Source organism: Xenorhabdus anantnagensis (assembly GCF_028598555.1).
Classification (GTDB): domain Bacteria; phylum Pseudomonadota; class Gammaproteobacteria; order Enterobacterales; family Enterobacteriaceae; genus Xenorhabdus; species Xenorhabdus anantnagensis.
The window spans coordinates 1-12,236 of sequence record NZ_JAQRFN010000031.1 but is presented as its reverse complement, the minus strand read 5'-3'; the positions used below and the strand labels follow the sequence as shown (position 1 = coordinate 12,236).

Genomic DNA, 12,236 nt, shown 5'->3' with positions numbered 1-12,236 from the left:
AGCAGAGTGATCTCATTACAAAAATAGGGGAGGAAACATGACATCAGTACACACAGGGGAACGCGATAATAATAGACCGGTTATCTGGACGGTCTCTGTTTCCAGACTTTTTGATCTTTTTCGTGATATTACACCGGAATTCGATCACCAAGCTGATATTACTCCGATTCAGTTGGGTTTTGAGCGTGCGGTTCAGCATATTCGCAAGCGGCTGGAAACCGAACATTGTGATGCTGTGATTTGCGCGGGATCTAATGGAGCCTATTTAAAAAGTCGCTTATCCGTGCCGGTGATTATTGCCAAAGCCAGCGGATTTGATTTTATGCAGGCATTGGCGCGTGCTCGACAAATCAGTTCCCGAATTGGTGTTATTACTTACCAGAATACCTTGCCTGTATTGGAGGAGTTTCAGCATCGTTTCAATTTGCGCATTGAACAACGCAGTTATGTGACAGAGGAAGATGCCAGAGCACAAGTCAATGCCTTGAAAGCGATGGGCATCAAAGTCATTGTGGGAGCGGGGTTAATTACCGATCTTGCTTATGAAGCTGAGCTGATGGGGGTGTTTGTCTATTCAGCGGACTCTATTCGGCAGGTATTTCAGGATGCATTGGAGATGGCCCGAATGACCAAACTCAATCAAGCGGTGATGTCCCCTTATTCTACAGAAGATAAGCTCCGCACACGTCATACGATCAGCGATATTAGAGGAAACTCTGTTACGGTAGAACAAGTGCGCAATACGATTATGTTATATTCCCGCTCGACGGCCACGGTTCTGATTCAGGGAGAAAGTGGTACGGGAAAAGAGCTGGTGGCACAGGCTATTCATCATGAATATACATTGCGTTATGGACAGTTAGCGGGTAAGCATCCCCGCCCGTTTGTTGCTGTTAACTGCGGGGCGATTACTGAGTCTTTACTGGAGGCTGAACTGTTTGGTTATGAAGAAGGGGCTTTCACGGGCTCACGACGTGGCGGGCGTGCAGGTTTATTTGAAATTGCGCACAGGGGAACGTTATTTCTCGATGAAATTGGTGAAATGCCATTACCTTTGCAAACGCGGTTATTAAGGGTATTGGAAGAAAAATTCGTTGTCAGGGTTGGCGGGTATCGCCCAATTGCTGTTGATGTGCGGATTATCTGCGCCACACATTGTGATTTGGATACTTGGGTCAGAGAAGGGCGCTTTCGGGCCGATTTGTTCTACCGTTTGAGTGTATTGCGAATTAACGTCCCGGCATTGAGGGAAAGGGGAAATGATATCGGCTTGTTGGCAATGGAATACTTACAACGGGCTTTTGCAGCACTTAATTTACCCGTTGCTACGTCGAGGATACAAGAACTTGCTGAGTGTCATAAAGTATTGCAATCCTATCATTGGCCGGGAAATGTGCGTGAATTGAGGAATTTGATGGAACGAATAGCGCTTTATTTGAGTGCTCACCCTGAACAGGCTTTGACTCCTGCATTAATATTATCGCTTTCACCTGAGCGTCAAATTGATAGCAATATTATTAATAGTGATGTTATTAATAGTAATGTTATTAATAATAATGTGAAAGCAGCCCAGTTTGAAGCATCTTCACTTATTGAAAACACGCTTTCAGCGTCTGATATTACAGTACATGATATCTTGGCGCGATTTTCAGGTAATCGGCGAGCAGCCGCGGAACATTTGGGAATTAGCCGCACAACGCTATGGCGGAGATTAAAGCAAGAGCAGGGAAAAATTAAATAAGTATTTAATTTGATGGAATGGCTATCATCATTTATGGTATTTTTAAAACTTAACATATTCCAATGGGATCCAACCTGCCTCTCCTGATTTATTATATGCCCAATACCAGCCATTTAACGTTCTCTCCAGATACAGATATTCTCCGGCTTTTACTGTTAACTCGTGGGCCGTGTAATTTTCGTTACATATCGCTTTATTAGGATGAATGAAATCTAGAATTTGTTGAGGAACCCAACCACTGACATTTAAATAATTCGTAGTCCAAATCCAGTAAGGATATTCAATATCGCCGTGACTGATTGAAACTATATCTCCAGCTTGTAATTTGATAGGGTTTGGATAAGCGCTAACATAATCTCGGATTACAGTACCTTGCATCATTAATTTTACTCCCAACTTATTCTTATGTTCAGAAAATTACACATAAATACAGTGGTCATTATGTACCTAACTAATAGCACCCCATAAATTGTCTATGCCATGAATTTTTTCACCGGTAAAAAAATATCCATTAGCATCAAGACATACATCACGTGTACTACGTGCGACAGCCAAGGTACATAATGATTTTATGTCAGGTATATCTGAACTGGGTAGGAGATATTGACGATAATCGTCTAAACCAAAATAGCGATCCCATTTATCTGAGGCTCCATTGAGGATTAGTTTGACGATATTGGAAACTGCCTTTGTTGTAACTTCAACCTGATTACTGGATACGGTTTTTAGGAATAAGGCACCATAAATAACCCCATGCCCTGAGCGACTAAGTTGAAGTGAGTTGAGTTTTATTGCTTCAAGAATAGGTGTGTAATCTGATGTGAATTCACTGGGCTCTAATGGCGCTAATAGGTCGCAATATTTTTCAGCTTGTTGCTCGAGTCTTGTTTTCAAACTATGAGAAGATTCTTTTGATAATGCATTACTTTTCAGTAATGCTGAACCAGCAAGAAAAGATGCGCCAATATGACCTTGAAACCAACCGTTTGGATCTAATTCAACCACATTAGCTAAAGCCAAGATTCCATTTTTTATGAAAATATCCATTTATTTCTCCGGATAAATAATTTGCTGAGAAATTATCTAAAAAATTTATTAGGTGTTTTATTGATTTTTAATAGTAAGCGTTTTTAGATATTCTTAAAAGAATACTTGCCAGTAATTGAGATGGTACGCAATATTTTATAATTGCTTCGATTTCCAAGAAATACAAGAATGTGGCTTCATGATAAGGAAGATAATGAGGATGAGGCTCCGGCCAGCTTTACGCTGACGCCTTGACCATGACGCCAATAGTCAGATCACCCTATGAAAGAAGAGTATTCACGTTCGATGAAATTCCCTATCACCTGTCATGTATCTCTTCTGATTTGGAATAGCCCATCGTCTTTCGATTGACCCTTGTTCATCAACTTCATAAATCAGCTGGATTTCATTCCCCTCAAGGGGGAGGCTGGTCACATTTTTCGGGGTGAGTTTTTTAACGTGCGAATGATTGTGTTAACCCCTATCTTCAGTACACGGGCGGTACACGGACACCGGTGTTATTCATTGCCATATCAACAACCTGCTCTTTCATACCGGGATTACAGGCTTGATAGGTGTATTTCAATTGAAATGTTTTACGGCAAGCATAACAGTGATGCCCCCATTTCCTTTACCGTGCCCTTTTACGTCTTCTGATTTGTGACAATAACGACAAACCACGTCATTCTCACGACAGAATTAGAATGACTCTGGTGTAATATGAAGCATTATATAGATACCCAACTAAACGGAATTAAAACCAGAACCGATTTTTTTCGGATAAAATATTAATAAAAGACAAATGAAGTTGATTATTAAAAATTATATGGTGAGTGAAACCTTGAATTTACAATCCAACTACTGAAGAATTTGCAGTAGTTCGAAATCCCGCAAGAGTCCGGGATGTTCAGAGTAATATTTCAAGCCTCGTAAATGCGGTTTTTTTCATATTTGCAGCTCATCACTACTACTCGAAGTATGCGAAACAGAAAGAAGCCAATAAACGCCAAGCAACCGAAATCACGCAGCTTAAAGACACCATCACCTACCAGAACACGCACATTGAAATGCTGCATGAGATGGATACCAAGCACACACAGGAACTCGCCCATGCCAAGACTGAAATCGATACTCTTTGGGCTGATGTTGCCACTGGTCGTCGCAAGATGCGCATCAAAGCCGTCTGTCCCTCCGTGCCTAAAACCGTTGCCTCCGTCGGCGTGGTCAATGCAACCCCCGTCGAACTCACTGGAGAAACTGGATAAACAACATTCTGATTGAGTACCACCTCAGAGCAAATGATGCTGGGGTTGCAGGAGCGATCCTGTCTCCTGCTTGATTGTTATTAAACACAGAGTAAACTCCCTACTCCCGGCTGTTCCGAAGTACATCTAGCTACACAGTCTGCATATGCTAGCGGGGATAGAATCAAGGGTGCGCAGGCATAAGCATAAGTCTGCATTGAAGCTAAAAGAGTCGTGCTTGCCACCAGGCAAAGAAGAATGAATTTTTTCATTTTATTCTCCATATTTCGTTTGTAGTAACATTATTGTAACAACACTTAAACCCATTCCCACCTAACAACAAGCGAATAATACTTAACAATTAGTTAACGACTGAAACTAAAGCAAATATTCCTATACCCATTCCCCTGAGTGGTTAAAGGAAAAATACTCATATTGCCACCTCGTACCCATCGCGTACCTAACGCACACGGGCTGGTGGCATTTTTATTTGCGTCGGGTTATCGCCATCTGCCGGTATTAGCTGAGACCAGTTCCCTTAGCATCGAGCGTACAGACAGAATCAAAAATAGCCTATGCCACCGTGTAGTGAAGTGGTCAATAAAAATTGGTCACTGACTTAGCGTTTTCCCAAAATAATCGTTCTGATTCGTTGGGTATCAACCCATTGTTATACCAATGGGGCCGAAGCTGGCTATAATAACCCGTTATATAATTCGTGATTGAGCTAAAGGCCTCTCTAAAATCTGAATACCCTTCTTCAGGAACCCATTCACTTTTCAAGCTCCTGAAGAAGCGTTTCATTGGGCTATTGTCCCAACAATTTCCCCGACGGCTCAGACTTTGTTTCATGCGGATTAGTAATAACAGAGGGCGAAAAAGATGAAAAAATATCTGGTTGGCGCGTTATGTGCGTCTTATTTTCTACTTGTTCCTGTTCAAGCAACTGTTCTTATTTGTAGTCCTCAGCAAACAGATGCAGAGTATTTTGCTTGTATAGGCAAGTGCGCAGCAGATAATTGGTGGACTCCAGCATGGATGTGTGCTTTACTCTGAAAATTATCGTGGACGTAGGCGGCTTCGATGATACTCAAATCAACACGGGGGTCGCCTCATTAAGTATCCACTCGGTATCTGACTGATTATTTTCTCGGGTTTGTCTTGAGATTCTGGATGAACCCTTAGAAATAGATCTAATCTATGTCTTCCACGGTCACAGGGAAAATTTGTCCAGTTAACTAAGACAGAATCCCGACTTTGATCAATCCGTTTACTTACACCAACCCGCAGGGGCAAAGCTCAGGTATCACGGGCAATGCAAAGCCCTTTAGCGGGCTTTGCTCACAGTCTCCATAACCCATTGATAAGGCTAAAATACTCTGAAACGCAGAGTTTGAACCGATATGCAAAAAAACACATCGCCCAGCTTCCTCCAATGGAGGTTTCCGAGAATATCAAATAGTTAGGTTTAATTCCGGCGTTTTACCGGAATCGACCTAATTCACTGGAATATGGAGCCTGTTCAGAATTTTTACTAAAACTTCTTTTAAAACTCTTTACATTAGACAAAACCCATTTATCCTGTTTTTAACATATTTTACCCTTAACCTTTTTGACGTAAACCAAACTTATAGTGAGTGGGAGGATATTTAAAAATGTCGTTATTAGATGCTGATGAATTTGGAGGAAATTGGATATTTCGCTTCAATCAAACTCTGAATTTTCCCCTTAAGTTCTCTTCGACTATGCAAAATGGAGCCTGTAGTAGTTTGGTAATGGCTTGGGTAAAGATGCACAAATCAGGAAAGTCTCACCTATTCCCAGGAAATATAAAACTTCCTAGTTATATAAAAATAGTTGAAAATCTTAAAGCGACAAGCATGGATGGCATTCAATTTCTTAATAAAAACGGATTATCTTATAGGCATGGAATCTGTTATGGTGAAGACAATATTGTAGAAAAATTAGCCACCACCCCCGGAGGTTATGAAGCTTTGGCGTATGTAGATCATGCTGTTGGGCTAGCGGTAACTTTATCTGGTGTTGATTTTTTTGATCCTAATTTTGGTTGCGTCCATTTCCCGACTTGTCATAATTTTAGAACATGGTTTAAGGAAAAATATTGGCCTAACCGTGATGGAATAGGGGAGATTGCAAGGCCATGTGATAAAATTTTTGTATGCTCAATCGCATAAACAACGAGTGCTACAAGCCATGCTCGCACATCGCCGCCAAAGGTTGGGGAGTTGCCATCCAGAAATTCGAGAAAGCATCATTTTAATGATCAGCTTCATAAAAGAACAAATTAAGGTCATTGAATCGGCGGTAGTACAGGCAGACTGCAAATATGCAGTCTGCTCTGAAAATATTCTGTTGATGTCTGGGGAATGGATATAGCTTCCCCCATTGGGGATTGCTGAGATTATCAAAGAGTTAAACGGGAAGTATGCACATTGGTTAGGAATCAGCGGCATAAATCCAGCTTCCTGCAATGCAAATTTCCAATAATATCAAAAGGTTAAGCGTATTTTTCCGTGTACCGTTCTGAACCAAGCTACGTATTTAACCTGAGGTTTGCTTAAGAAGGGAACTAAGTGCCTGAGGCACGATCAACGTTTTTGTCAAAGAAAACAAAATCGTGGAGATCCTCAGGCATGTCTAATTTAGAAGAACTTTACTGCTGCGTCGATGACTTTTGCCAAAAATTTATTCCTCTCTGGCATCAACAGTTAATTGAAAATGGCTTGCTCAAACGTCGCCGCGAAGCGTCCCTTTCTCTCAGTGAAGTGATGACGCTCCTCATTGTATTCCACATGAGCCATTATCGTGATTTTAAAACGTTTTATATTCAGCATGTCAAACACTATCTTAAAGCCGAGTTTCCCAGGTTGGTCAGCTACACCCGTATGTTAACCTTAAAGCAAAGGGCGCTCATTCCTCTATGTGCTTTTTTTCGTCACGCAAGGCTGAAACCCAAGGGATCGCCTTTATTGATTCAACCAAAATTGCTGTTTGTCACAACCTCCATATTCCCCGTCATCGCGTATTTGAGGGCGTCGCACAACGAGGAAAAACCAGTACAGGCTGGTTTTATGGCTTTAAACTTCATTTGGTTATCAATGATTGCGGTGAACTTTTGGCCGTGAAATTAACCGCAGGAAATAAAGATGATCGTCATCCCGTTAAAGCACTGGTACAAGGATTAACAGGATGTTTGTATGGCGATAAAGGGTATTTGTCACAGGCCTTGTGCGATGAACTGGAAGCAGAAGGAATAACGTTAATCACTCATGTCCGGAGTAACATGAAGACCAAAGCATTATCTCTCTGGGATAGGCTAATGTTAAGACGGCGATTTTTGATAGAAAGTGTGCCGCAGGCATACAAACTGGCAGCATAGGAAACGCAGCCAGTATGTAGCATAAGCTCAGGAGGAGATGGTGGCAGGCCCACCGAAGTCCGCTGTCGGAAGCCGGCTTCAACCCCCCCTCAAGCGGCTGCCGTAAAGAGCGGTGGTTGTGAGCGTTGAGGTCAAAGCGCGAACAATAGTTCGGCAGGTAGGGTACAAAGAGATGAGTAAAACCGAACCCATGTGGACGCGTCGTAAAGAAGAGATTTGACATCAAAACCGGGGGCGTTTCTATCTTCCGGGATAAATCTGTGAGTGAATTCCGCATGCTGCGCAGGTGGTGTCCGGCGTAGAGTGGGCGTGACTTTGTATCGGGCTCTTTCTGGGAACTGCGGGAAACCGTCATCACGATGTCAAGGGAGAAAAGCCAGTCACTAAATTGACAAGTATGAGAGTACCGATGGGGGGTACGGGGGCGGAGTGACTCGTAGTAGTGAGGAAATATGTGTAATGAATGTGGAGCGAAGGGGGCACGTCAGGCAGCCTTACCCGGTATCCAACTGTCAGGCAGGAGGAGATACGGAGGTTAAGGCAAAACCGTTTGTCATTGAGAAAAGGGCTGTGTATCGTGCCTGGTTATTGGTTAAAACCAATCAAGGTGCGGCAGGCGTGGATGGTCAAACCCTCGCGGAAATGCTCTGGGAACCATGATTGACCTGTTCCTGTGCGCTTTCCTTTAGAAGGATGGCTAGGTATATTTCCTACCCGTACACCGTTAGGATAAGTATGCTCTATATTGTAAGCAATACCTCTAGCGTCTAACTCATTAATAGCTGATTGACCATGCCCGCCACTCTTTAGCCTTCCGTTAGGAAAATCTTTTCTATCCTTAGATTTCATAGAACTCACCTCTGTCCGTGCGACCTGAAGTCGTATGAAGCGTTGTTCACCACGAGAAGAGTGAACCACCTGTATCACCAGGTGACCCTAGGATTCTGAATAAAGCAGCGGATCCGACAATGTAACGAAATTCGGCCACAAAGCTGAATGGGAATTGAATCGTGAGAGGAAGTTCTTCCTGATAACCACAGATCGGGTAAGTGCCAGAGTGTCAGTATGATGAACATAGGTGAATCCATGTAAAGTGCGTGATGTGAGAAACAGCGGAAGTGGTTAATACGCTGTGGCCAAAATGGCAACGAGAGCGGGAAAGAAGTTGGGCAGTACTCTTTCGTGATCGATAAGCTCTCCGTACTAGAGTGGGCATCTAACCTGATATTTTGCGCGACATACGGAACAGGGTAAGCCTGTATATCTCCCGTTGGGAAAGTGGTCTGTGAAGAGAGCCGATAGATGTGCAGGTAAAGGAGGCTAGAAAAAGCGAAGGCCGCGTTGTAATGAGGCGGATACAGATTGATATCTGGCGCGAAAGCGAGCCAACTTCTGGCTGGTCTCCCATTGCAGGATAATTTGAAGAACTTTATTGAAGGAGAAACGCAAATGATGGCTTCTACAGAAGTGAGTGCCTCTCCTAACGGCACACAGTGGCAATCCATTGACTGGAAAGCGATTGAGTCGCATGTGTTAACGCTTCAAATGCGCATTGCAAAAACAACCCGAGAGGGTAAACACGGCAAGGCGAAAGCGTTGCAGTGGATACTCACGCACTCAAGATCAGCAAAACTGCTTGCTGTTAAGCGAGTGTCTTAAAACAAAGGCAGTCACACACCAGGAGTTGACGGCATCATTTGGAACACAGATGCCCGTCGCATGGCTGCGGCAAATCAATGGAGTCGGAAAGGCTATCAAGCTAAACCACTCAGGCATCTCTATATCCCCAAGAAAAACGGCAAACTCAGACCGTTAGGCATCCCTTGCATGATAGATAGAGCGCAGCAAGCGTTGTATCTTCTTGCTTTGGAGCCAATTTCTGAGACGATAGCTGACCCGAACAGCGACGGTTTTCGACCTAACCGCCGCACGGCAGACGCGATTGCACAATGCTTCAAATGCTTGTGTCAAAACGTTCTGCCCGATGGGTTTTGGAAGGGGATATCAAAGCCTGCTTCGATAAGATCGGGCATCAATGGCTAATTGAAAATATTCAAATAGACAAACGGATACTGAAGCAGTGGCTTGGATCGGGTTTTATCTCGATAAAGGATTGTTTTATCGAACAGCGGAAGGAACACCGCAAGGCGGTATTATCTCTCCGACGCTCATGCTACTGACGTTGGCTGGCTTGGAAAAGCTGGTTAAAGAAGTGGCACGTAAAACGGGCGATAGAATAAACTTCATCGGATACGCTGATGACTTCGTGATTACAGGGACATCAGAAGATGTTTTGTTGAATGAAGTCAAGCCACAGCTCATTGATTTTCTCAGAGAAAGAGGTTTGACACTCTCCGAAGAGAAAACGCATATCACTCATATCAATGATGGCTTTGATTTTATTGGGTTTAATCTTAGAAAGTACAGAGGCAAGCTCCTCATAAAACCGAGTAAAAGTAACGTGCTATCATTTTTGAGTCACTTACGCGAACTCATTAAGAGACACGCAACGACGTCAGTAAACGATCTCATCAACATGTTGAATCCCAAACTGAGAGGATGGGCGAATTACTATCGCCATTGCGTGGCAAAGCGAACCTTTGGCTATCTAGGTCATCAACTCTTCTGGTTGTTATGGCGGTAGGCGGTCAAACGTCATCCAACTAAATCCAAAGATTGGGTACGTCGAAAATACTACATGAACCGTCAAGGAGAATGGCAATTTCATGGCTGGCAGAAAATAGCCAACATGGACTGCCATTTTAATCTGGTTCAAATAGCTCAAACGCCGATAAAAAGGCATGTGAAGATTAGGAATGTCGCTACGCCATTCGATCCTCAATACCAAATCTATTTGGTTAAGAGGAAATCGAAAAAGGAAAGTCGTCACTCTTGGGACGATCCTGCTCTGACTGCAATGTAGGTTGCTGGGTAACGTAATACGCCTTAGTGGAGGCTTGAGCCGTATGCAGTGAAAGTTGCACGTATGGTTCTTAGGAGGACGGCACTTGGTAACAGGTGTCGTCTATCCGACCAAAGTGAGCTACGGCTCGAATTGTTATTTCAGATAATTTGCTAGTTTTGAGATACAAGAAGTAATGGATGGCAAGATTTGATCCATTGCCTTTCGAAAAGGTTAAATATTTCTGACAAATACCTTGTATTCGCTCTAAATATCCCCAAATAACACGTAGGTATTTCAACAAGCTATTGAGGTGTCCGAGATCCTTATACCACTACAATCGGGCGCAGTCACCTCAAGGACTTCAACATGTTCCATCTGAAAATAGCGCAATAAACCTGCACCATATGAACCTGTACATTCAATACCTACCCGTATTAGTGTTCCAAATGATTTCATCCAGGATAACATTTGACCATATCCCTTTCGGGTTGCCGGAAAAAATTCGCGCCCTACAACACAATTATGATGATCAACGACCGCCGCAACGTGCAGGTCTTTATGGGTATCAACACCACCGATGACGCCTTGCTGAATGTCAGCCATAGGATAAAGTCTCTGTGAAAAAATCCACTGATTTCTCCTGACAGATACCCCGGACAGGACAGTAAAGAGACAAGCCGTCAGGCCTTTCTTGAGTCACGCGTACCTTGAGGAGAACCCTCTTATGGCGTATTCTTGTCACCGACAGATCAAAGGGAGGACACGATTCAGTCAATCGCCGTACGGGTCAGGAAACAGAAAAAACGCCATACATCAGAAGAATAGATTAAAAAATCTTGGGTCTATAGCCTCCGACAGAGGTATTCTTACTATCGCCATATAAACATCCCGTTAACCCTTTTGCCAGCGCTTTGACAGGATGACGATCATCCTTATTTCCTGCGGTTAATTTCACGGCCAAAAGTTCACCACAATCATTGATAACCAGATGAAGTTTAAAGCCATAAAACCAACCGGTACTCATTTTACCTCGTTGTGCAATTCCCTCAAATACCCGATGACGGGGAATGCGAAGGTTATGACAAACGGCAATTTTGGTGGGATCAATAAAAGCGATCCCTTGGGTTTTAGCCTTGCGTGACGAAAGAAAAGCGCATAAAGGGATCAATGCCCTTTTCTTCAGAGTGAGCATTCGGGTATAGCTGACTAATCCGGGAAAATCATCCATAAGATATTGTTTTACATGTTTAATATAAAACATTTTAAAATTACAATAATGGCCCATGTGGAATAAAATGAGGATCGTCATGACTTCACTGAGAGAAAGGGACGCTTCGCGGTGCCGTTTGAGTAATCCGCATTCAATGAGCTGTTGATGCCAGAGAGGGATAAATTTTTGGCAAAAGTCATTGACGCAGCAGTAAAGTTCTTCTAAATTAACCATGACTGAGGGGCTCCACAATTTGTTTTCTTTGACAAAAACGTTGATCATGCCTCAGGCACTTTAGTTCCCTTCTTAAACGAATCTCAGGTTAAATAGTAATCAACCCCACATTTACTCAGACTTTCTCTGTTAATGCGACAGAACTTCAATCTTTGCCCTCTGAATGTTCTCCAAATAGACATACAATACATGATTCAATAAATTGATATCATCACCCAATTATTCAATAAATTAGTGCTAATTACATTATTAAGTTAATCAGATAAATTATCTGCATTACTGTTATAATCGATAACCCGATAATCCGACTTTCTGCTTGTTCTTATGAAATCGAAGATAACACTTTCTGAGCCTGAACGAATGACATTGCAACAACTTGCTTTGAATCACCCACACCGGGACATCCGTACGCGAGGAACGGGTTTGCTCATGCTTGCCAGGGGAGTCAAGCCATCCCAGATCACCGCTGAGATAGG

At 42.9% G+C, this 12,236-nt stretch carries 12 protein-coding genes and 7 pseudogenes; 12 read left to right on the top strand and 7 right to left on the bottom strand.

The window, feature by feature from the left end; genetic code table 11:
• The first annotated feature begins 37 nt into the window (after positions 1–37).
• Positions 38–1,741 (top strand): propionate catabolism operon regulatory protein PrpR, encoded by a 1,704-nt coding sequence (gene prpR / locus PSI14_RS17080; protein ID WP_273577055.1) that lies wholly within the window; start codon positions 38–40, stop codon positions 1,739–1,741.
• Positions 1,742–1,783: 42 nt separating this feature from the next.
• Here the strand turns inward: prpR and PSI14_RS17075 are convergent, their stop codons facing one another.
• From PSI14_RS17075 to PSI14_RS20400, 3 genes and pseudogenes are all read right to left on the bottom strand, one after another.
• Entirely contained in the window at positions 1,784–2,122 is a 339-nt protein-coding gene (locus PSI14_RS17075) for an SH3 domain-containing protein (RefSeq protein WP_273577054.1), read from the bottom strand.
• Between the two features lie 66 nt (positions 2,123–2,188).
• Positions 2,189–2,788: a hypothetical protein gene (locus PSI14_RS17070; RefSeq protein ID WP_273577053.1), complete on the bottom strand. Its 600-nt coding sequence runs from the start codon at positions 2,786–2,788 to the stop codon at positions 2,189–2,191.
• 300 nt (positions 2,789–3,088) lie between these two features.
• A pseudogene (locus PSI14_RS20400) lies at positions 3,089–3,448 on the bottom strand (IS1-like element transposase); the annotation flags it as partial.
• Positions 3,449–3,612: 164 nt separating this feature from the next.
• On the opposite strand from PSI14_RS20400, the pseudogene PSI14_RS20300 reads away from it, so the two are divergent.
• From PSI14_RS20300 to PSI14_RS17060, 3 genes and pseudogenes are all read left to right on the top strand, one after another.
• Positions 3,613–3,996: pseudogene (locus PSI14_RS20300) on the top strand (lysis protein); the annotation flags it as partial.
• The gene (locus PSI14_RS20295) at positions 3,974–4,048 is read left to right on the top strand and encodes a hypothetical protein (RefSeq protein WP_442316490.1); all 75 of its coding nucleotides are present in this window, start codon (positions 3,974–3,976) and stop codon (positions 4,046–4,048) included. The pseudogene PSI14_RS20300 and the gene PSI14_RS20295, both read left to right, overlap by 23 nt.
• Before the next feature lie 398 nt (positions 4,049–4,446).
• Positions 4,447–4,629, top strand: a complete 183-nt coding sequence (locus tag PSI14_RS17060) for a hypothetical protein (protein WP_273577052.1) — start codon at positions 4,447–4,449, stop codon at positions 4,627–4,629.
• On the opposite strand, the pseudogene PSI14_RS17055 reads toward PSI14_RS17060, so the two are convergent.
• Positions 4,609–4,890: pseudogene (locus PSI14_RS17055) on the bottom strand (integrase core domain-containing protein); the annotation flags it as partial. The gene PSI14_RS17060 and the pseudogene PSI14_RS17055 sit on opposite strands and share 21 nt — an antisense overlap.
• 3 nt (positions 4,891–4,893) lie before the next feature.
• Here PSI14_RS17055 and PSI14_RS17050 point away from each other — a divergent pair.
• The 6 genes and pseudogenes from PSI14_RS17050 (at position 4,894) to PSI14_RS17025 (ending at position 9,070) form a co-directional block, all read left to right on the top strand.
• Positions 4,894–5,067 (top strand): hypothetical protein, encoded by a 174-nt coding sequence (locus tag PSI14_RS17050; RefSeq protein WP_273577050.1) that lies wholly within the window; start codon positions 4,894–4,896, stop codon positions 5,065–5,067.
• A gap of 599 nt (positions 5,068–5,666) precedes the next feature.
• Positions 5,667–6,206, top strand: a complete 540-nt coding sequence (locus PSI14_RS17045; RefSeq protein ID WP_273577049.1) for a YopT-type cysteine protease domain-containing protein — start codon at positions 5,667–5,669, stop codon at positions 6,204–6,206.
• Positions 6,199–6,339, top strand: a pseudogene (locus PSI14_RS20395) (IS110 family transposase); the annotation flags it as partial. The gene PSI14_RS17045 and the pseudogene PSI14_RS20395, both read left to right, overlap by 8 nt.
• 326 nt (positions 6,340–6,665) lie before the next feature.
• Positions 6,666–7,399 (top strand): annotated as a pseudogene (locus PSI14_RS20390) (IS982 family transposase); the annotation flags it as partial.
• 441 nt (positions 7,400–7,840) lie between these two features.
• Positions 7,841–8,071 (top strand): hypothetical protein, encoded by a 231-nt coding sequence (locus PSI14_RS17030; RefSeq protein WP_273577046.1) that lies wholly within the window; start codon positions 7,841–7,843, stop codon positions 8,069–8,071.
• A 702-nt stretch (positions 8,072–8,773) separates the two neighbouring features.
• Positions 8,774–9,070 carry a reverse transcriptase N-terminal domain-containing protein gene (locus PSI14_RS17025; protein WP_273577045.1) on the top strand — a complete coding sequence of 99 codons (297 nt, stop codon included), beginning with the start codon at positions 8,774–8,776 and terminating at the stop codon, positions 9,068–9,070.
• A 153-nt stretch (positions 9,071–9,223) separates the two neighbouring features.
• Here PSI14_RS17025 and PSI14_RS20440 read toward each other — a convergent pair whose 3' ends face one another.
• Positions 9,224–9,382, bottom strand: coding sequence for a hypothetical protein (locus PSI14_RS20440; RefSeq protein ID WP_503016459.1), 159 nt, complete (start codon positions 9,380–9,382; stop codon positions 9,224–9,226).
• Positions 9,383–9,491: 109 nt separating this feature from the next.
• On the opposite strand from PSI14_RS20440, the gene PSI14_RS17015 reads away from it, so the two are divergent.
• A complete protein-coding gene (locus tag PSI14_RS17015) occupies positions 9,492–10,055 on the top strand; it encodes a reverse transcriptase domain-containing protein (RefSeq protein ID WP_273577043.1) in 564 nt (187 codons plus the stop codon).
• A 54-nt stretch (positions 10,056–10,109) separates the two neighbouring features.
• Complete coding sequence (locus tag PSI14_RS17010; RefSeq protein ID WP_273577042.1) at positions 10,110–10,334, top strand: hypothetical protein; 225 nt, start codon at positions 10,110–10,112, stop codon at positions 10,332–10,334.
• Between the two features lie 318 nt (positions 10,335–10,652).
• On the opposite strand, the pseudogene PSI14_RS17005 reads toward PSI14_RS17010, so the two are convergent.
• Together PSI14_RS17005 and PSI14_RS17000 are read right to left on the bottom strand one after the other, a co-directional pair.
• Positions 10,653–10,919: pseudogene (locus tag PSI14_RS17005) on the bottom strand (IS110 family transposase); the annotation flags it as partial.
• A gap of 268 nt (positions 10,920–11,187) precedes the next feature.
• Positions 11,188–11,760 (bottom strand): annotated as a pseudogene (locus tag PSI14_RS17000) (IS982 family transposase); the annotation flags it as partial.
• Positions 11,761–12,236 lie beyond the last annotated feature (476 nt).